The following is an 18,817-nucleotide window of genomic DNA, read 5'->3' as shown; positions in this document are numbered from 1 at the left end:
GTCGACAGCGGGGCGATCAAGGTCCTGCATTTTACCAAATAGCCGCTTGTTTCAAAGCGAAGCTGCCGCGCGAGGCGGCAGCAAGAAGCCTGCATCCGGCAATCAGGCTTCGACGCAGGCCTTGCGCAACTCGATCAATGAGGCTGTCGGACGCAGCAGCGACAGCGTCAGACGCTCGACGCAGATCGGCATGACCAGCTTGGCGCCATCGGCATATAGCGAACCGCCCGAAGCACGGAACGAACCCTTGTCGACGATGGTTTCGAGCACGTCGCGCGTGCGCAGCGGCAGGAGGTCGGTGCAGGCGCTCATTCGCGCGAAGATGTGACTGATGGGGACGTTGTAGCCATCTACGGCTACGAGAGGCTCTTCATTGCCTTCCTTCCACTCCTCAAGCGCTTCGAGCGCATCGTGGAAAGCGTTGTGAAGGGTAATGGGCGCGTGGCCTTCATAAAGTTCCGGCAGCACTTTCTGCATGTGCATGTTCCTCTTCAAGCTCTATTGGATCGTGCTGCGGCGATGCGGATCAGGGTAGTGGACCTCACTTTCACGTGCCTCCCTTACTTGCCTTATATGCAACATATTTGCACATGAGTTAAATCGCGTCCACTGCAAAACGTGCTGGACCAACCCATGCCAACATCCTGATCGCCGGTCCGGGCCGATAGTCCAATCTGGGCATGGAGATCATCGTTCGGCCAGTTTCGGCACCACCCGAACGAATGGGAAATCTACCCGTACGGGGCGTTTTCAAGCCGGCACAAAAACTGTCTGCTGTCAGTTAGGAAAACTGCATCTTTCCCGACAGCCGGCTCAACGAAACGGCACGGGGAAACAACTCGAGATGAATGGGTGTCGCTTGGAGGAGAGCAGACCACTCAGCTTTCGCGAAGACGTGCGCAGCCTGCTGTTCAGGGTGCTGCTTTCAGTCGTCAGCGAACGCGAGCCCGATATGGCGGAGGTTCTTACCGGCCGCGTGAGCCTCGATGCGCTCGAAAGCGGGCAACGCATTGCCGCGCTGCAGGCCACCGGCATCTGGTTCCAGCTTGTTGCCATCGCCAATGAACTTCTGGCGATGCGCTCTCGCCGCGAACTCGAACAGATGGGCGGGGCCGACGAGGTCATCGGCTCTTTTGCCAATGTGATGGGCGAAATAGCAGCCGGCGGCTACCCGGCCGAGCAGATCCAGACTACCCTCGAGGAGCTCTGCGTCGGGCCGACGATGACGGCGCATCCGACCGAGGCCAAGCGCGTCACGGTTCTCGAAATCCACCGCCGCATCTACCGCAAGCTGACCGAGCTCGAGCAGCAGCGCTGGGCGCCGCGCGAACGCGAGCAACTGATCGACGACCTCAAGAGCGAGATCGAGCTGCTGTGGATGTCGGGCGAGCTGCGGCTCGAACGCCCGTCGGTCGAGCGCGAGATCGCCTGGGGCCTGCATTTTTTCCGCGAAGTGATCTTCGAAGCAACCCCCAAGCTCTACGACAGCGTCGAGGAAGCGCTGGCCCGTCACTATCCCGAATATGACATCAAGGTGCCGTCCTTCATGAGGTACGCCTCGTGGATCGGTGGTGACCGCGATGGCAATCCGAACGTCACGGCGAAGATCACGGCCTATGCGCTCAACGAATGCCGCCAGGCGGTCGTCGGCTGGTACATCGGCCAGGTGCGCAAGCTGGTCACCGTGCTCAGCATCAGCGCCAATGTGGTCGACATTCCCGATACCTTCATCAAGGCGCTGGGGCATGCGCTGCACCGCTCCGGCAATGCTTCGGAGATCGTCGCGCGCAATCCCGACGAGCCGCTGCGCCAGTTCGCCGGCGCCATGCTCGACCGCCTGGAGGCGATGCGCGGTGGTGCCTCTGCCAAGCCTTACACACGCTCGGAGGGCTTCAAGGCTGACCTGCGCGAACTTGAAAACGTGCTTGGGCAGCTTGGCGGCAAGCTGATTGCCAGACGCTTTGTCCGGCCGCTGCGCCAGCAGGTGGAGACTTTCGGCTTCCGTACCGTTTCGCTCGACATCCGCCAGAATTCGACGGTGGTGAACCGTGTGCTGGCCGAGCTGTTCAAGCTCGCCGACCCGGCCGCAGCACCCGCACCCGACACGCCGCAATGGACGCAGCGCATCAGGGCGGCGCTCAACTCCGGCGAGCAGCTGGAGGTCGACAGGCTGGCGCTGTCGGAGGAAGCGCAGGAGCTGCTCGATCTGTTCGACGTCATCCGCAAGGCTTCGGCCGGCTTGAATGGCGGCGCTGTCGGTGCCTTCATCCTGTCGATGACCCGGTCGAGCGACGATCTGCTCGCCGTCTATCTGCTTGCACAATATTCCGGCCTGGCGACGGCCATGGATGGCAGCGGCACCATCGCGCTGCGTGTCGTTCCGCTGTTCGAAACCATCGCCGATCTGCGCGCCGCGCCAGACATTCTCGATCAGCTCTTCGGCGTCTCGATCGTTCGCCGGTCGGTTCGTGACTTCGGCAACCGCCAGGAAGTGATGCTCGGCTACTCCGACTCAAACAAGGACGGCGGGTTCCTTGCCTCCAACTGGGAGCTCAACAAGGCCCAGCGGCGCATCACGGCACTTGGCATCAAGCGCAAGGTCAAGATCAGCTTCTTCCATGGCCGCGGCGGTTCGGTCAGCCGCGGCGGTGCGCCGACGGGCAGGGCGATCGCCGCGCAGCCAGCGGGGACCATTGGCGGCGCGATGCGCGTCACCGAGCAGGGCGAGGTGGTGTCGTCCAAGTTCGCCAATCGCGGCACTGGTCTCTATCAGCTCGAGATCCTCGCCGCGAGCGTCTTCGCCCACAGCGTCAAGTCGCAGAACGAGGCCGAACTCAAGGACATTCCGGAGTTCAGCGAGGCTCTGGAAGCGCTGACCGGCATGTCCCAGGCGTCCTATTCGGGGCTGATCAACGAGCCGGGCTTCATCGACTACTTCAATCAGGCGAGCCCGGTCGAGGAGCTGGCGCTGCTCAAGATCGGCTCGCGTCCGGCCCGCCGCTTCGGCGCCCGCGACATCTCCGATCTGCGTGCCATCCCCTGGGTGTTTGCCTGGAGCCAGAACCGTCATCTGCTGACCAACTGGTACGGCATCGGCAGTGCGCTGAACTCCTTCGTCAATGTCCGCGGCGATGCCGGCCTGGATCTGCTCAGGCAGATGTTCGAGCGCTCGCGCTTCTTCAGGCTGGTCATCGATGAGGTCGACAAGGGTCTCTACCAATCCGACATGGACATCGGAAAGCTTTATGCCGGGCTGGTTCAGGACCGCGAGGTCGGCGAGCGCATCTACGCCAAGATTTCAGCCGAATATGCGCTGACTAGGCGGATGATCTCCGAGGTCAATGGCGGCTTGAAATTGTCCGAGCGCTTTCCGGCCTTCAAGCGCCATTTCGACCGCATTCGCCCGCAGATGGACTCGATCCACCGGCTGCAGGTGCAACTGCTGCGCGAGGTGCGCGCCCAGGACGACGCGACCGTCAACCCGAAGCGGGCCGTCAATGCGCTTCTGCTTTCGATCAACTGCATTTCCGCCGGTCTCGGCTGGACCGGATGACCCAGATTTCAGGCGTCTCAGGCGCCGCTAGGAGGAGCCCATGAATATCCCGACAAGACCCGGCATCGGCAGTGCCCGCAACTTCTTCCGCACGGGCGTCGCCCAGGCAGACCCCGCTGTCAGCGATGCGATGGGGCGCGAGCTTCAGCGCCAGCGCGACGAGATCGAGCTGATCGCCTCGGAGAACATCGTCTCCAGGGCGGTGCTCGAAGCACAAGGCTCGGTGTTGACCAACAAATATGCCGAGGGCTATCCGGGCCGCCGCTACTATGGCGGCTGCCAGTATGTCGACGAGGTCGAGGATCTGGCGCGCGAACGCGCCAAGGCGATGTTCAACTGCAGCTTCGCCAACGTGCAGCCCAACTCCGGCAGCCAGGCAAACCAGTCGGTGTTCATGGCCCTGATGCAGCCGGGCGATACGTTCCTCGGCCTGAACCTCGCCGCTGGCGGTCACTTGACCCATGGCGCGCCGGTCAATCAATCGGGGAAGTGGTTCAATGTCGTCTCCTATGGCGTCAAGACCGACACCCATCGCATCGATATGGATGAGGTCCGTGATCTCGCCAAGAAGCACCAGCCGAAAGTGATCCTCGCCGGCGGTTCTGCTTATCCGCGCATCATCGACTTCAAGGCATTCCGCGAGATCGCCGACGAGGTCGGCGCCAAGCTGTTCGTCGACATGGCGCATTTCGCCGGCCTGGTCGCCGGTGGCGTTCATCCCAATCCGCTCGAACACGCCCACGTCGTGACGACGACCACACACAAGACCCTGCGCGGCCCACGCGGCGGCATGGTGCTTTCCAACGACGAAGAGATCGGCAAGAAGATCAATTCGGCGGTGTTCCCCGGCCTCCAGGGCGGCCCGCTGATGCATGTCATCGCCGCCAAGGCGGTTGCCTTCGGCGAAGCGCTGACGCCAGATTTCAAGGTCTATGCCGCCAACGTCGTCTCCAATGCCAAGGTGTTGGCCGAGACGTTGCAGGAAGGGGGTGTCGACATCGTCTCCGGTGGTACCGACACGCATCTAATGCTTGTCGATTTGCGCCGCAAGAACCTCACCGGAAAGGCCGTGGAAGCGGCACTCGGCCGTGCTCACATCACCTGCAACAAGAATGGAATTCCGTTCGATCCGCAGGGGCCGATGGTCACCTCAGGCGTTCGCCTGGGCACACCGGCATGCACGACGCGTGGCTTCCTCAATGAAGAGTTCCGCCAGGTCGGCCGCATGACGATGGCCGTCATCGACGGGCTTGCGGCCAATGGCGAGGAAGGCAACGCCAAGATCGAGGCTGCCGTTCGTGAAGAAACGCACGATTTGGTCAGCCGATTCCGAATCTACGACTGAATTCTGTCGCTGCAGAGCGGGCATGTCTTGGCGAATTCGATTGGAATGCGCCAAGACATGATGTCGATGGCGGGCTGATGGCGCAACACAAGAAGCTGAATGTCCTGATCGCCGAGCGCAACCCGCTTGTGATTTCGGCTTTGCGCGACATGATCAGCCGCGACGAACGTTTTGCATTCGTCGAGGGTGTGCAGAGCGGCGATGCCTTCATCAGGGCGGTGGCCTCGGCCGAGCCGGCATTCGATGTCGCGATCGTTGCCTGGAAGCTGTCCGACATGGATGCCAGCGAGGTTCTCACCGAGTTGCAGCGGCGACAGCTTGCCGCGCGCATGGTGATCTTTTCCAACGACCACGACGTCGGCATCCTCAAGCAATGTGTGCGCCTGGGCGTGCAGGGTTTCTGCTACCAGTTCGACGATCCGTGTATTCTGTTCGACACGCTGCTTGCGGTCGCCAATGGCCGCATCTGCATCCCCTACATCGATGTTGCCAAGATCAACGAGACGCCGCTGTCGCGGCTGACGACGCGCGAACTTGAACTGCTCGGGGTGCTGGCAGACGGTTGGACCAATCTGCAGATCGCCACCCGGACCGGGATCTCCGAGAACACGGTCAAGTACCACCTGAAAAATCTCTACGACAAGTTGGGCGTGCGCAACCGCGCCATGGCAGTTGCGCTGTACGCCAGCGAGCGCAAGCGCGGCCCGCAACCGAACTCCCGATAGGGCCGATCAGGGCAGTCCGAGCGCGCTTTTCTCCCCCTTTCCCAGAGCGGCGCCCCGGCCTGCGTTGTGGTCAGGTAGCGTCGGCGGTGTCAGAGGCTCCGCCGGAACATGTCTTGCCCGGCAGGTGGTGCCGACACGGCAAGCCTGGCATCCCACTGCCGCTCGGTGCGGCAAATCAAAGAAACGGGCGACGAGCCGAAGCTCGAATTCACGGCAGAGCGCACCGGCTCCATCGCGAAAAATCAGGCGCCTGATCTTTGCATTGACGGCAACAACCTGTGGCAACGGGATCACATCCCGGTTGCCGCCGCTGGCGTTTGAGGCTGCCTCCACCTCGCGCGACTCCCCCTGTCGCTCAATCCAGAAAAACATAACGTGCAGTGCCGTTCCCGCCCGTTTGGGCAACGCGGACCGCCCGGCAGCGACCTCCGGCGTAAAATTTCCGACACTGCGTCAGGCCAACAAAAGCCAATCGATTCAATGCTCTTCGACTTCCACGAAAGTCGTAGTGCGATACGTGCGCGCGGTCGTCACTTGACAGGAAATTAACTTTGCCGGACATTCCTCAGGGGAAATTAATTTCCCGCAGAAGCAAACCAGAATGAAGCCGAAAACGGCCGTGGTGGAGGAGGAAATATGGAAGCGACTTTAAGTCAGCAGCGCGGGGACGCGACTCTCGAGCAGCGCATCGACAAGATGCATAGAAGGGATCGAGCGGGTCTCGTGATATTCGTTGCGGTGCTCTGGTGCACCATGTTGTTTGCCCTGTTCAGCGTCTGGTCCTACATTTCCATCCCGGCCATCCGGATCATACTGTCAATCGCCTGTGCCCTCGTGCTGGCGCTCAATACCGCGGCCATCGTCGCCATGTTGCGCCACTACGTCGAAGACAAACACTTCATCTATGGCCTCGACATCAAGCATCTCGACGAGATGCGGCGTCGCCGCGGCTGAGGAGCGCAACAATGGCTTACAAACCTCCGAAACAGAGCCTCGCCGGCCAGATATTCGACGTCTTGACCTTGCTCGTGCTGACCATCGGCGCCCTTTACATTCCGCTCTATCTGGGCCTGGCGGGCGCTGTCAAAGTGCCTAACCCGATCGCCAATCCGACGTGGGAGGCGCTCGGCCAGAACGCCGCCGAGCAGCAGCAATGGGCGGCCCTTGGCATCACCGATCCGGCAGCCGCCAATGACATCATCACCGCGCGCTTCGACTACAGCTTCAGTTGGGCAGCACTGATCGTCATGGCCGTGCTGGTCATCGGCTATTTCGTCATGGTCGTCCGCTTGTCCGACCGGGAGTACCGCGAAGTCATCGAAGAGCGCTTCGGCGACAAGAAGCGCTAGGGGAGGCGACAATGGATACCTGGAATTATCTGGAATACGCCGCATGGGCGCTCTCGGCGCTGTTTGGCGTCCTGATGCTCATCGATCTCGTCCGCATCGATACCACCTACGACAACGAACTGCTGATCTCCTCTCGCGAAGGCGAGATCGAGGCGACCGCAGAACGCCACGAGATCTGAGGGGACGACGATGGCAAATGTGACTTCAACCGCCGCAGAGCCCGAACGGCTTCAGCTGCTGCGCGTGCTCGGCCCCGCCCATATCTGGGCGCTCGGCGTCGGCATCGTGCTTGTCGGCGAATATATGGGTTGGAACTTCTCGGTCGGCAAAGGCGGCATGATCGCCGGCCTGATCGCCTGCTGGGTGGCTGGCCTGCTCTACACCTGCGTCGCCATGATCGACTCCGAGGTGACCTCGACGGTTGCCGCTGCAGGTGGCCAGTATGCCCAGGCCAAGCACATCGTCGGCCCGCTGATGGCCTTCAATGTCGGCCTGTTCCTGGTCATGGCCTACACCATGCTGGAAGCGGCCAATGCGATCACCGTCGGCTTCCTGCTCGACACGGTGGCCGGCATGCAGGGCCATTCCGGCCTCAACCAGCAGCCCTTCATCATCCTCGCCATCATGTTCCTGGCGTGGCTGAACTATCGCGGCGTGCTGGCGACACTGACCTTCAACCTGGTCATCACCGCAGTCGCCTTCGTCTCGATCATTACGCTGTTCATCGCGGTGCAGTTCGGTGCCTCCACCGTGCCGCTCGACTTCTCGGCCATCACAAGCGATCCGCTGCCTTATGGCTGGGTCGGCATCGTCGCGTCGCTTCATTTCGGCCTCTGGTACTATCTCGGCATCGAGGGCACCTGTCAGGCCGCCGAGGAAGTGCGCTCGCCGGCGCGTTCGCTGCCCTACGGCACGATGGCCGGCATCATGACGCTGCTGATCGCCGCGACCATGACCTGGTACGTCTGCTCGGGCTTGATCCCATGGGAATATCTCGGCCAGGCCGGCACGCCGCTGTTCGACGCCGCCCGCGTCACCGGCAGCACGTCACTGATGGTGCTGTTGTTCGTCGGCACGACGTTCGCCACGCTCGCTTCGGCAAACGGCTGCATCAACGACGCCTCGCGTGCCTGGTTCTCGATGGGTCGCGACCGCTACCTGCCGAGCTGGTTCGGTGCCGTGCATCCGATCTATCGCACGCCGTACCGTGCCATCGTCTTCCTGGTACCGATCGCGCTGATCTTCGCGCTCGGCGCGCCGCTCGACCAGGTCGTCACCTTCTCGATCCTGTCAGGCCTGCTCGGCTACACCTTCATGACCTTCAACATGGTGATGTTCCGCAACAAGTGGCCGCTCGACACGATCAAGCGCGGTTACGTGCATCCGTTCCACCCTCTGCCGACGATCGTGCTGTTGATCCTGTGCTCGACGGCCTACTTCGCGGTGTTCCTCGGCTACGGCACGCAGCTCAGCGCGATGATGTGCTTCTACATCGTGGCATCGCTCTGGTTCCACTTCCGGCGCTACCAGTTCGTACGCCGCGGTGACCAGTTCACCATGCCTTGGCCGAAGCCGCAGGGTTACTGACAAGCTAGCTATGGCGGCGCGGACACCGCGCCGCCATTTTCGCAAAAACAAGGCGCCGCAGATGCTCACCACGCTTGCCTTTTCCGCCTTCATCGCAGTTTCCTGCGGCTGGATCGGTACGCGCGCGGTCCGCGAGCATCGCGATGCTCTCGCCGAGCGCAGAGGACTGCTCGACGACGCTGCCGGGCTGCTCCAGAATTCGCAGATTACGTTCGGACCAGACCAGTTTCCGGTTCTCGTCGGTCAGATCGGCGATGGCCGCCGGGCCAAGATCGAGCTCATTGCCGACACTATGGTCACGCGAAGGCTGCCCCAGCTTTGGCTCAGGGTGACGCTCAGCGAAACCAGGGAATACATGAGACCGACAATCGGCGCACTCGCCCGTCCGACAGGCGCTGAATATTATTCGCTTGTCCACGACATGTCGGAATGGATGTCACCACCCGAGACCGACGCCTCGCTGTTGATGCGCGGCGATGGTCGTGCGACGGCATGGCAGATCGAGCGGGTTTCGGCGCTGCTCCGAAGCCTGTTTGCCGACCCGAAGGTCAAGGAAGCCGTCATCACGCCCCGTGGCACGCGTATCATCCGCCAGGCCGCGCAGGGCGAGCCGGGTGCACATAAGGTGCTGAGGCAGGTGCGTTTTCCGTTGACGGCGGTTCCCGCCGACCTCGTGGCGCTGGCCATCGCCGAAGCTGAGACGTTGAGCGCCTTGTTGGTCGAAGTCGACATCGTCGCTCCCGTCTATGAAGCGGCTTGAGGGTTCCATGACAAAACCGATCAATCCTTATGTCGTGCTGGCCCTGGCGATCGTGCTGCCCGGTGCCGGCCACGTCGCGGTGCGCGACGCGACGCGCGGGCTCGCCTTCGCCTTCTTTGTCGTTTTGTTTTCCGTACTGTCCTACGTCACCACGACGCCGGAAACATCTTTCCTTGGTCGCCATGCCGGCGGCCTGTTCGTCTGGGCGTTGTCGATACCTGATGCCTATCGCCGGGCGCGGATACGCAGCGTCATGGCTCCGAAGGTCTGACTTTTCAGCTTGCCAAGGTTGGGGTAGAGCGTCCGAATCGCATAACCCGCTCCAAATGTCCCACGAAAATGGCCGCCGTTCACCGCGGCCTTCGTCGTTTCTGGGGGCAGCTTGGTCCCAATTGAGAATAGGATATCGAGGTCCGGGTTACCGGCGGGTTACACGTACTTAGATCGGACCCGCGTGAAATCGGGCTTCTATTGCGGCAAGCTCGATGCCGTCCTCCGTGAGGTATTCCAAGGGCTGTTGACTGAACTTTCAGACCCAGCGGTCAAGTCGCCAACATCGGTGACGACGGCTGTCCGTTGACGCCTGGACACTGCCGCATCGCACGTAGAGCAGCGAAACCTATCGTTGTCAGTTCTTGATTCCTCATCGTTGGGACCTAGCGACTCTTCGCATTGAAGGGGGAATAGTGTGCGTAGTGCCGAGATGTTCAGTGGTTGTGGGGGGCTTGCCCTGGGCCTCGCTCGGGCAGGCGTCGAGCATCTGCTCCTTGTCGAACGCGATAAGCACTCAGTTGCCAATATACGACACAACATCGACAGTCGCATCGAGCATCTCGATCATTGACAGGTCCATTCAGACGACGTCCGCGTAGTCGACTGGTCAAGGTTTAAGGGGAAGGCGGAGTTCGTTGCCGACGGGCCGCCATGTCAGCCTTTCTCCATCGGCGGTTTGCATCGTGGCGACGAAGATGTCAGGGACATGTGGCCTGAAGCCGTGCGCGGTGTGCGCCAGATTGGTCCGATGGGTTTTCGAGAATGTGCGCGGCCTACTGCGCCCCAAATTCGCCGATCACCTGAACTGGGTTAGATTGTCTCTGACTGAACCTGATCTCGTGCAGGACGCGGGTGAGGACACGGCGGACCAACTCGATCGCCTTCGCGCGAAGGAGCCTGACGGCACGTACAGGGTATCGTGGTTAGGATGAACGCGGCCGACTATGGTGCACCGCAGAAGCATCATCGCGTCTTGCTCATGGGTATCCATAAGAGCGTCGCTTCTTCCATCGAGCCGCCGAAGCAAACTCACTCGCCCGGACGGCTCTTATGGATCAGTCGTGTCCGGCGACAGCCGGCGCAGGCACGGCATCCGCCGGCCGCGGGGTAAGAAATTCGACAGGGTCGTCATAGTTCGAATTGGGGCGGAATGGCGTGCTCATAGGTTGCCTCCCAGTCGCGAGGCGTCGATAAAGGTCCCGACTTCGAAAAGCTTGACCAATTTCCGGGAGTTGAACGGTGTGTAGCTGGGGATGTCACCGCGCTTCACAGCTTGCTGAAACTGCTAGTAATGAGTGCCGACAACGTCGGCGGCCTCGCGTATCGTGAGCAATCGTTCCGCCGACGCGTGATGAGGTCCGGGTATCTGAAAGATGGTTTCCATCGGTACTGCTCCTGCCAAGAGGCGACGCGATACGATGGAGCCAAACAAATGCCGGCCCAAGCGCACGCATTCGCTCCCGATTAAGAATCGTGGTCAAAGCATGACGTCAGCCGCAACGAGGAACGTTAGGGTCTTAGCGTGGTCCTAGATAACCACCCGGTGTTGTGAGCCAAGCACCTAGAGGCGACTTTGCCTCCGGTTCAGTGGGTCATTGAGATTTGCCTAGGATATCTCGACGCAATGTCTCCCCGTGATCATCATGGGCGATTTTAGGCATCAGGGGGCTTCATGACTAGCCGCGCAGCCGTTCTTGTCTTGTGGCGGAAAGGTTTTCGGGTGCGGTCGTGCGCCCGTGTGGCTGCGCCGTTGCGGAAAGCGACGTATATGCGCAGCGTAGCGCATCGTGGAGAAGTGGGTACCTAGCAGCCCTTCCGAGAAACTCGAGCGACGCGGGCCCACCCCTCCCGTCGCATCGCCGAGTGTTGGCTGGTTCTGATTCCGTGCGTCGTCGTCCGTATTGAATAATGGCGTGTCCCAGAATAGCTATGGGGCAGTCATGTGAATAAGTGGATCACAAAGATGAGCGAGGGACATCTGCATCGTTGGTTCTTAAACAATGGCGACAAAATTGCCCACAAATGGCTGCACTATTTCGAAATTTACGAGCGCCATTTTCAGCGGTTCCGTGGCCAGAACGCAGTAGTTCTTGAAATTGGCGTAGGCAGCGGTGGCTCTCTTCAAATGTGGAGAGATTATTTCGGACCTCGAACTACCATAATAGGACTGGACATTGATCCGCAGTGTAAGCAACATGAAGCCGAAGGGATCGAAATTATCATTGGCAGCCAAGCTGATACAGCAATCCTCGACGAAATTATGAGGCGCCACCCAAAGATCGATATCGCTCTAGATGATGGAAGCCACGTCATGAGCGATATGATTGCGACGTTTGAGCATCTATATCCGCGTATTGATGTAAATGGATTGTACTTGGTCGAAGATCTGCACACTTGTTACTGGGAAGAGTACGGCGGCGGCCTGCGACGGCAGGGCAGCTTCATCGAATTGATAAAAGAGCGTATCGACGACATCAACGCGATGCATGCGCGCGGGGTTATCCCGGTCAGTGAGTTCACGCGGTCCACTGACTCCATGACTATATATGATAGCGTCGTCGTGTTTGAGAAAAGACGTCAAGGCAGGCGTCAAGCAATCATGACGGGTGGATTTTAGGCCGTAGCTAAGCGAGTCCAAGCCTTATCAATATGTGCGCCGTCGACCTTGGGTTTAGGCGGCAAGCCGCAACTCCCGGCAGCCGCAGCAAACGGCTCAGAGCATTTGGAACTCAGCGCCAAGGTCGTCGCGCAATGCTGTCACCGCCTGTTGCAAGTCTTCCGGTACGGGCGGTTGAAGAGTGTGCTGGAAATCGACGAAACTGGCTAACAGTGCGAGAGAACGAAGGTTGTTCCCCAAGTACTTTAGCGCGAGCGCTTCGTGGTAAACAGCCCGCCAGATTAAGTCTGACTCCACGACTGCTGTCGCCGGTGACAGCTCTATCTTCTTGCGACACAGGCGAAACGCCGAACGAAAGAAGCTTGCGGCGCCAACGTAGTCGCCAGTATGGATCAACAGCAACATTCCTCGATAGTATGTAGAGGCGGCGATGCAGAGCGGCCAGCGAGTGGCAAAGTCATCTAACGTCGCTATGTCGCCTAGGGAGGGGTCCGCAACCGCCAGAATGGGTGCAAACGCTCTTTCAGCGAGCGCGTAGTCTCCGGAATCCATAGCGCCCCGGAAAAGGCGATAGCGTAGCCCAATTTCGAGCGAAGAACCGGGGCGCGCTTTTCCGAGAGCTTCTTGTAAATACCGGTGGACAAGCATTGCGAGATGGTCAGCCGAACGCCCTTGAAATTTCAGCGGCGACCTTGACGCATACATCAACATGCTTGGTGCGCTTGTATCTACCTGGACGTAGTGCAACCCAGCCTTTTTTAGGGCCTCCATCAGCGCTTCGGCGCTAAAGATAATGGTGTGTGCGCCAGGCGAGAGCAGAGCCAGCAGGGAACTGGGATTGGTTCGGCTGTGGATGCGGTCTGCATCTGGTGTCGTCAGGATTAGGACGCCGTCTTCAGTGAGATAGGACTTGAGGATGGCAATGAATTCATGTGGGTCGTGTACATGCTCGACAACTTCTGAGCAGTGCACAATATCAAAAAGTTGTTCCTGGTTGAGATTCGGGGTTGCAAAATCATTGATGATATCGAGGCCTAATTGTTCTCGGCCTTGGTCTCCATAGCGCGACGGTTCGAAGCCTTTTACTTGCCAAGCCAGCATGCTTCGAACAGAGTCTAGACCAAATCCAAAGCCGCATCCGATATCCAAAAGTCTGCCTGGGCGGCCGTCGTCAGGTATGACTTTCAAGATATTCTTGGAAATGAGATCAATCGCAGCGTTGAACTCAACATAGTCGCGGATACTGAGTTCGGAAGATGTATGCTGAGTGTAATCGATACTGGGGTAGGGGTGATAAACTAGAGATCGGCAGGAATCGCAACGATAAAGATAAAGCGTCGAATTTGCGTCCAATGTCGGCTGCGTATTCTTTGCTGTGAGCACGCATGACTTATTGTTGGAGCTTCCGCATACCGGGCAGAAAAATGAAGATTGCCGGCTTTGGTCATCGCAAAAATCGACAATGTTGGTAGTCAAAATTCAGTCCCTTGCGAAACAATGTCATTGAACCAGGCCTGCAAGTCGCTCAATCCTGCTTATGAGGTGGATAGGCTTTGCTTTGACTCAGTGATTCATCCCGTTGAAGTGGCCACGTGACCGTTCCGTGCGGCAAATCAAACGTCTTTCGAGCTAATATCCATGACGATGCCATTCCGTTGTGGAGAGGGAACTCGAGCATTGGGCCAACCCTCTTTGATGGGTGAATGAACATCCTGACCGGATCGGCCATCCCCACTTCGATCACCTCGAAGCCCACCGCCGGCGAGAAGAGCACCTTCAGACCTTCACTGGACATCCGCCAGAAGTCGTTGGGCGTCTCGTGGATCGGGAACGAGTGCGGTACCGCGTGTAACGTCAGCCCACCGAGTTTGAGAACCTTGTTGATTTGTGCCGCAAGCAGCCAGGGACAAGCCAGGTGTTCGATTACCGCCTCTGAGAAGACTCCATCAATGGTTCCGGGAGCAATCGAGTCACTCAGAAAATGAGCGTCCTCAACGATATCAACACCGGGAGCCTCGTGAATGTCCAAACCGATGAATTTGCATTCTGGCTCAAATTTACCTGCGTTCAAAGTTGACGATGGACCTACGACCCGAGCACCGATTTCGAGTACCGTGCCGCCAATCCTCTTCATTTCTGATGCGAACGCGTCGATTGGGTACTCACCATCTGCAGAATATGCGTTGATTGGATGCTCTGGACCCAGCTCAGTAACGTCGAACTCTACGGTGCCGTCGATAGTCTCGACTTCGAGTGTTACCGGTCGAAACGGGCTGCAGGGGAGATAGACGGCGAATCCACAGAGGGTAGAGACAAGCGTGGGGAAAAACGGCTGCAAATCCGGTCGATCGAAGAGTGCGTTCGTTGTAGCGCGATATGCCCCGCTTCTAATATGGATCGCATTGGGGGCCCGGCCATAAGCGTGGGCCCAGCCTTTAACAAAGACACCATGCGCATCGCACCAAAGTGCATCAATCATATGGACCGCCTGCGTGGCAGGGGTAGAGCTGAGAGCGTTCATCAACCACCCACAAGATCGCTATTAATACGAATGCTCGCATGTGGCCGAATGCAGTACCAGTTGTCGAGGCCGTGGACGCAGTTTTGCAGTGCTTGATAGTCGTCTGCCGCCATTATAAAGATTTGCCGGTAAAGGGGGGCTCATGCCAGTCATTACAGTTGCGGCGGTAATCCCACTATTTAACGGTGCGGCATTCATCCGTGAAGCACTGGAAAGCGTTTTCGCTCAGTCTGAGCCGCCAGACGAGATCATTGTCGTGGATGACGGCTCCACAGACAATGGTGCCGCTGTCGTTGAGGAACTAGCCAAAACTCGTCCAGTGGTCCTGCTTCGCAAAGCAAATGGAGGGCAATCGTCCGCTCGTAACCTTGCAATTCAGAACTGCCAGAGCAGCCACATCGCACTTCTGGACCAGGACGATGCGTGGTATCCCGAGCACCTTGCTATCCTCAAGCGGCCGCTTGAGAGGGCATCCCCTACGGATCGGCTTGCGCTGGTGTATGGGAATCTTGACCACGTCGATGTGACTGGGCAAATGGTTGCCCACGGTTGCCTGGATATCTTTTCAACCAAACATCCCAGAACGACACTGGAACAGTGCATTGGGCAGGACATGTTTATCCTACCCGGTGCTTCACTTATCGATCGAAAGGTTATCCTTGAAGCGGGCTGTTTTGACGAGCAATTGTCGGGATATGAGGACGACGACCTCTTTCTTAGGATTTTCCGTGGAGGCTACCGAAGCACTTACATTGATCAACCAGTGACAAGGTGGCGTATTCACAGCTCCTCTACGTCGTACAGCATGAAAATGGCCGTCTCTCGAATGATTTATTATCGCAAGCTAAAAGGGATGTTTCCAAACGAACCTCGCCTGCATACGCACTGGCTCAGGGATCTTATTGCGCCTAGATTCTTTCGCTCAACCATACAAGACTTCATTGGCGGCTCCCGCCTAGGGGATGTGCCGCGCATGGAGCGCACTTGGGCTGACATCCAAGAGATCGCATCGGAGCTTCCTCGTCGCCCTCGAAAGCGAATTCGCCGAGTCGCTCCGCTCATCAACCTGACTTATCGTGGACGCTTCACAAATATCGCTCGGCACTTGCTGAGATATGCAGCATCCTGTCGCAAGTGAGGAGGTAGGACCTTTTCCTCCGGTTACCGCGCGGTTACGCTTTATGCAATTCGCTGCGGTTTTTCAAAGTTAGCCGCAGTTCACTAGGCTGCTGATTGAAGTCTTTGTTGCCGTCCGGACTGCATTCTTTCGCGTATTTGCACGCACCAGGACAGACTCTCGCGAATTGCTTAGACGGTGAAATTTTTTGCTCGCCAACCAGCAATCGCCACGCCGGCCAAGGCGTCGAGATTGTCGGCGTTGGGGCAGAAATCCTGATAGGATGCCTCGAAATCTTGTGCTTCCAGCCGGTCGCTGCAGATGCGTCGTGCCGGGCACATCATGCAGGTCCGGCGCATGTCGCGGTTCCATTCCGGGTAGCGGTTCTCGAAAATCTCTGCGTCGATGCCCTTGGACTTGATGGCCTCGGGCAGCAGGATCTTTGAGGCGAAGGCAAGACGCATGGCCCGCCTGAAATCCGACCGCGATAGCCCGCACTCTGCCAGCATGCGTTCGCCGTCATTGCCGAGTTGGCTGATCTCCAACACCGCGGCACGCCGCTGGCGCCAATCTTTAAAGCGGAGCACGACTGATCGCCAGAGCTCGTAAGACTGCGGTATCGTGTTCATTGCTGCTATCTCTCACATGTCACGAGACACCCTCACGCTTTGCAACTGTTGCAGGCGGGGCGGCAGTGTTCCTTGCGCTGGATCAAGCTGGCGGCAAAAAAAGAAGGCGGGTTGCCCTGCGTGCAACCCGCCCCAACAGAGGCCTGTTTGAAGCTGCCGGTCAGGCGGCAGATTGGGAGATCACGCCGCGGCGGATCTGGTCTTCCTCGATGGATTCGAACAGGGCGCGGAAGTTGCCTTCGCCGAAGCCCTCGTCGCCCTTGCGCTGGATGAACTCGAAGAAGATCGGCCCGATCACGGTCTTGGAGAAGATCTGCAGCAGGATCTTGGTCATGCCGCCGTCGATCACGCCTTCGCCGTCGATCAGGATGCCGTGCTTCTTCATCTTGTCGAGCGGCTCGTCATGGCCATGCACGCGGCTGCGCGACATTTCGTAATAGGTGTCGGGCGGGCCGGGCATGAACTTCAGGCCCTTGTCGGCGATCCTGTCGGTGGAGGCATAGATGTCGTCGCTGCCGACGGCGATGTGCTGGATGCCTTCGCCCTTGTACTTCCTGAGATATTCCTCGATCTGGCTGGTGTCGTCCTTGGACTCGTTCAGCGGGATGCGGATCTTGCCGCAGGGCGAGGTGATGGCGCGGCTGACCAGGCCGGTGATGCGGCCGTCGATGTTGAAGAAGTGGATCTGCTTGAAGCCGAAAAGCTCGCGGTAGAAGTCCCACCACTTGTCCATGTTGCCGCGATAGACATTGTGGGTCAGGTGGTCGAGGAAATAGAAGCCGACACCTGCGGGTTTCGGATCGGCCTCGCCGAGCCAGTCGAATTCCGCCGCGTAGGCTGAGCCCTTGGCGCCGTATTTGTCGACAAAATAGAGCAGCGAGCCGCCGATGCCGACGATGGCAGGCACGTCGAGCGCCTTGTCAGTGCCGGTGTAGGGCGTGGCACCCTTCGACACGGCGTGGTCGAAAGCTTGCTTGGCATCGACAACGCGCCACGCCATCGAAGCCGCGCACGGGCCGTGCTCGTCGACGAAGCGCATGGCGTGGCTGCCGGGCTCGGCGTTGATGATGTAATTGATGTCGCCCTGGCGCCAGACGGTGATCTTCTTCGTCTTGTGGCGCGCGACCGGCTCATAACCCATGCGGGTGAAAAGCTCTTCCAGCTTCTCGGGTTCGGGATGGGCGAATTCGACGAATTCGAAACCGTCGGTACCTGCGGGGTTGTCGGCGCTGATCTTGGCCGGCGGCGCATCGTGCGGGAACGGACCCATCGAAATTCCTCCTCAAAACTCGGTAGTGCATATTGTGCTCCCCATTCGATGCAATGTGCTTGCATTCTGGCCTCGTATGGGTCGTTTTATGCGTAAGGCGTGCATGGATGAGGAGTTTGATGCAATGAATGAGACGCTTGACCAGTTCGACCTCAAGATCCTGCGTGCGCTGCAGATCGACGGCAGGCTGACCAACAACGAGCTGTCGGAAAAGATCGCGCTTTCGGCTTCGCAGTGCTCGCGAAGACGCGCCCGGCTGGAGGCGGAGGGTTTCATCCGGGGTTACCAGGCGATGCTCGACCGCGAGCTGCTGGGTCTCGAGCTCTTAGTGGTGATCTCGGTGACACTGGCCACCCACAACCGCGACAACGCCCAGCGTTTTGCCCGACTGGTCAACGATTTGCCTGAGGTGCTCGAGGCTTATTCGCTGACAGGCGAGATGGACTACCACATCAAGGTTGTTGTGCGCGGCCTGTCGGACCTGTCACGTTTCGTCAACGAGGTGCTGTTGCCGCATGATTCCGTGCAGCATGTGAAGACCGCGATCGTTCTGACGACGCTGAAGCAGTTCGGACCGCTGCCGATCGGGTAGTCAGCCGCGCTTGCGTGGTCGGTTCAGCAGTGCCTGCTCGACATCCGCCAATCCGGCCTCGATGCGCCCGATGGCACCGGGACCGGAGCGCCCTGTCGAGTGTTTGCTGGTAGGTACGGGCGAGGTCGGCAATCTCGCGATAGGCCTTCTGTCCGGCTGCGGTCAGTTCGAGGTGCTCGACGCGGCGGTCGGCCTCGTTTTCGCGGCGTTTCAGCCAGCGTCGTTCCTCGAGGGCTGCCACGGCACGGCTGACCTTGGTCTTGTGCATGTTGGAATGCGTGCCAATTTCGGTCGCGGTCATGCGACCGACGCTGCCCAAGGCGGCGAGCGCGCGCCACTCCGGCCGCGTCATCTGGAAACGCTGCTTGTACTCCCTGGAAAAGCTCAGGCTGATCAGCTCCGCGGCCCGGTTCAGCCGGTAGGGCAGGAAGCTCTCCAGGTCGAATGCTTCGGGCATATCAGGCCTTTGATAGTTACAA

At 59.1% G+C, this 18,817-nt stretch carries 18 protein-coding genes and 2 pseudogenes; 14 read left to right on the top strand and 6 right to left on the bottom strand.

Features of this window, described 5'->3' with window-relative positions:
- Positions 1–102: 102 nt before the first annotated feature.
- Positions 103–483 carry a BRA0787 family protein gene (locus DY201_RS27600; protein ID WP_165916027.1) on the bottom strand — a complete coding sequence of 127 codons (381 nt, stop codon included), beginning with the start codon at positions 481–483 and terminating at the stop codon, positions 103–105.
- A gap of 376 nt (positions 484–859) precedes the next feature.
- Between DY201_RS27600 and DY201_RS27595 the strand changes: the two genes are divergently transcribed.
- The 12 genes and pseudogenes from DY201_RS27595 to DY201_RS27540 all read left to right on the top strand — a co-directional run bounded on the left by DY201_RS27595 (position 860) and on the right by DY201_RS27540 (position 12,209).
- On the top strand, positions 860–3,553 hold the full coding sequence (locus DY201_RS27595; protein ID WP_115734515.1) for a phosphoenolpyruvate carboxylase: 2,694 nt from the start codon (positions 860–862) through the stop codon (positions 3,551–3,553).
- Positions 3,554–3,593: 40 nt separating this feature from the next.
- The gene (glyA, locus tag DY201_RS27590; protein ID WP_115734514.1) at positions 3,594–4,898 is read left to right on the top strand and encodes a serine hydroxymethyltransferase; all 1,305 of its coding nucleotides are present in this window, start codon (positions 3,594–3,596) and stop codon (positions 4,896–4,898) included.
- Positions 4,899–4,975: 77 nt separating this feature from the next.
- Positions 4,976–5,623 (top strand): LuxR C-terminal-related transcriptional regulator, encoded by a 648-nt coding sequence (locus DY201_RS27585; RefSeq protein ID WP_115734513.1) that lies wholly within the window; start codon positions 4,976–4,978, stop codon positions 5,621–5,623.
- A 108-nt stretch (positions 5,624–5,731) separates the two neighbouring features.
- Complete coding sequence (locus tag DY201_RS28860) at positions 5,732–5,944, top strand: hypothetical protein (RefSeq protein WP_131922418.1); 213 nt, start codon at positions 5,732–5,734, stop codon at positions 5,942–5,944.
- 315 nt (positions 5,945–6,259) lie between these two features.
- On the top strand, positions 6,260–6,577 hold the full coding sequence (locus DY201_RS27580; RefSeq protein ID WP_115734512.1) for a hypothetical protein: 318 nt from the start codon (positions 6,260–6,262) through the stop codon (positions 6,575–6,577).
- Between the two features lie 11 nt (positions 6,578–6,588).
- Positions 6,589–6,972 (top strand): hypothetical protein, encoded by a 384-nt coding sequence (locus DY201_RS27575; protein ID WP_115734511.1) that lies wholly within the window; start codon positions 6,589–6,591, stop codon positions 6,970–6,972.
- An 11-nt stretch (positions 6,973–6,983) separates the two neighbouring features.
- On the top strand, positions 6,984–7,151 hold the full coding sequence (locus DY201_RS27570; protein WP_115734510.1) for a hypothetical protein: 168 nt from the start codon (positions 6,984–6,986) through the stop codon (positions 7,149–7,151).
- Positions 7,152–7,161: 10 nt separating this feature from the next.
- A complete protein-coding gene (locus DY201_RS27565) occupies positions 7,162–8,559 on the top strand; it encodes an APC family permease (RefSeq protein WP_115734509.1) in 1,398 nt (465 codons plus the stop codon).
- Positions 8,560–8,620: 61 nt separating this feature from the next.
- Entirely contained in the window at positions 8,621–9,319 is a 699-nt protein-coding gene (locus DY201_RS27560) for a hypothetical protein (RefSeq protein WP_115734537.1), read from the top strand.
- 7 nt (positions 9,320–9,326) lie between these two features.
- Positions 9,327–9,590 carry a hypothetical protein gene (locus DY201_RS27555; protein WP_115734536.1) on the top strand — a complete coding sequence of 88 codons (264 nt, stop codon included), beginning with the start codon at positions 9,327–9,329 and terminating at the stop codon, positions 9,588–9,590.
- Between the two features lie 432 nt (positions 9,591–10,022).
- Positions 10,023–10,406 (top strand): annotated as a pseudogene (locus tag DY201_RS29900) (DNA cytosine methyltransferase).
- A 1,149-nt stretch (positions 10,407–11,555) separates the two neighbouring features.
- The gene (locus DY201_RS27540; protein WP_115734506.1) at positions 11,556–12,209 is read left to right on the top strand and encodes a class I SAM-dependent methyltransferase; all 654 of its coding nucleotides are present in this window, start codon (positions 11,556–11,558) and stop codon (positions 12,207–12,209) included.
- A gap of 96 nt (positions 12,210–12,305) precedes the next feature.
- On the opposite strand, the gene DY201_RS27535 is transcribed toward DY201_RS27540, so the two are convergent.
- Together DY201_RS27535 and DY201_RS27530 are read right to left on the bottom strand one after the other, a co-directional pair.
- On the bottom strand, positions 12,306–13,685 hold the full coding sequence (locus DY201_RS27535; protein WP_165916028.1) for a class I SAM-dependent methyltransferase: 1,380 nt from the start codon (positions 13,683–13,685) through the stop codon (positions 12,306–12,308).
- Positions 13,686–13,734: 49 nt separating this feature from the next.
- Positions 13,735–14,688 carry a class I SAM-dependent methyltransferase gene (locus DY201_RS27530; protein ID WP_131922421.1) on the bottom strand — a complete coding sequence of 318 codons (954 nt, stop codon included), beginning with the start codon at positions 14,686–14,688 and terminating at the stop codon, positions 13,735–13,737.
- A gap of 184 nt (positions 14,689–14,872) precedes the next feature.
- On the opposite strand from DY201_RS27530, the gene DY201_RS27525 reads away from it, so the two are divergent.
- The gene (locus DY201_RS27525; RefSeq protein ID WP_115734503.1) at positions 14,873–15,868 is read left to right on the top strand and encodes a glycosyltransferase family 2 protein; all 996 of its coding nucleotides are present in this window, start codon (positions 14,873–14,875) and stop codon (positions 15,866–15,868) included.
- A gap of 170 nt (positions 15,869–16,038) precedes the next feature.
- Here DY201_RS27525 and DY201_RS27520 read toward each other — a convergent pair whose 3' ends face one another.
- Together DY201_RS27520 and hppD are read right to left on the bottom strand one after the other, a co-directional pair.
- Positions 16,039–16,476, bottom strand: coding sequence for a DUF1127 domain-containing protein (locus DY201_RS27520; RefSeq protein WP_115734502.1), 438 nt, complete (start codon positions 16,474–16,476; stop codon positions 16,039–16,041).
- Positions 16,477–16,636: 160 nt separating this feature from the next.
- Positions 16,637–17,746 (bottom strand): 4-hydroxyphenylpyruvate dioxygenase, encoded by a 1,110-nt coding sequence (gene hppD, locus DY201_RS27515; protein ID WP_115734501.1) that lies wholly within the window; start codon positions 17,744–17,746, stop codon positions 16,637–16,639.
- Positions 17,747–17,870: 124 nt separating this feature from the next.
- Between hppD and DY201_RS27510 the strand changes: the two genes are divergently transcribed.
- A complete protein-coding gene (locus DY201_RS27510; RefSeq protein WP_115734535.1) occupies positions 17,871–18,338 on the top strand; it encodes an Lrp/AsnC family transcriptional regulator in 468 nt (155 codons plus the stop codon).
- Here the strand turns inward: DY201_RS27510 and DY201_RS27505 are convergent.
- Positions 18,339–18,795 (bottom strand): annotated as a pseudogene (locus tag DY201_RS27505) (MarR family winged helix-turn-helix transcriptional regulator).
- Between the last annotated feature and the right edge of the window lie 22 nt (positions 18,796–18,817).

Origin of the sequence: Aminobacter aminovorans (assembly GCF_900445235.1) — a bacterium.
In the GTDB taxonomy this organism is placed as follows: Bacteria; Pseudomonadota; Alphaproteobacteria; order Rhizobiales; family Rhizobiaceae; genus Aminobacter; species Aminobacter aminovorans.
Note: the sequence above shows the minus strand (reverse complement) of the source record. Positions and strands in the feature narration are given on the sequence as shown.

Excerpts from the sequence above, each read along its gene's own strand:
- DY201_RS27600 (WP_165916027.1), bottom strand. The coding sequence starts at position 483 with ATGCACATGCAGAAAGTGCTGCCGGAACTTTATGAAGGCCACGCGCCC.
- glyA (WP_115734514.1), top strand. The coding sequence starts at position 3,594 with ATGAATATCCCGACAAGACCCGGCATCGGCAGTGCCCGCAACTTCTTC.
- DY201_RS27585 (WP_115734513.1), top strand. The coding sequence starts at position 4,976 with ATGGCGCAACACAAGAAGCTGAATGTCCTGATCGCCGAGCGCAACCCG.
- DY201_RS28860 (WP_131922418.1), top strand. The coding sequence starts at position 5,732 with ATGTCTTGCCCGGCAGGTGGTGCCGACACGGCAAGCCTGGCATCCCAC.
- DY201_RS27580 (WP_115734512.1), top strand. The coding sequence starts at position 6,260 with ATGGAAGCGACTTTAAGTCAGCAGCGCGGGGACGCGACTCTCGAGCAG.
- DY201_RS27575 (WP_115734511.1), top strand. The coding sequence starts at position 6,589 with ATGGCTTACAAACCTCCGAAACAGAGCCTCGCCGGCCAGATATTCGAC.
- DY201_RS27570 (WP_115734510.1), top strand. The coding sequence starts at position 6,984 with ATGGATACCTGGAATTATCTGGAATACGCCGCATGGGCGCTCTCGGCG.
- DY201_RS27565 (WP_115734509.1), top strand. The coding sequence starts at position 7,162 with ATGGCAAATGTGACTTCAACCGCCGCAGAGCCCGAACGGCTTCAGCTG.
- DY201_RS27560 (WP_115734537.1), top strand. The coding sequence starts at position 8,621 with ATGCTCACCACGCTTGCCTTTTCCGCCTTCATCGCAGTTTCCTGCGGC.
- DY201_RS27555 (WP_115734536.1), top strand. The coding sequence starts at position 9,327 with ATGACAAAACCGATCAATCCTTATGTCGTGCTGGCCCTGGCGATCGTG.
- DY201_RS27540 (WP_115734506.1), top strand. The coding sequence starts at position 11,556 with ATGAGCGAGGGACATCTGCATCGTTGGTTCTTAAACAATGGCGACAAA.
- DY201_RS27530 (WP_131922421.1), bottom strand. The coding sequence starts at position 14,688 with ATGATTGATGCACTTTGGTGCGATGCGCATGGTGTCTTTGTTAAAGGC.
- DY201_RS27525 (WP_115734503.1), top strand. The coding sequence starts at position 14,873 with ATGCCAGTCATTACAGTTGCGGCGGTAATCCCACTATTTAACGGTGCG.
- DY201_RS27520 (WP_115734502.1), bottom strand. The coding sequence starts at position 16,476 with ATGAACACGATACCGCAGTCTTACGAGCTCTGGCGATCAGTCGTGCTC.
- hppD (WP_115734501.1), bottom strand. The coding sequence starts at position 17,746 with ATGGGTCCGTTCCCGCACGATGCGCCGCCGGCCAAGATCAGCGCCGAC.
- DY201_RS27510 (WP_115734535.1), top strand. The coding sequence starts at position 17,871 with ATGAATGAGACGCTTGACCAGTTCGACCTCAAGATCCTGCGTGCGCTG.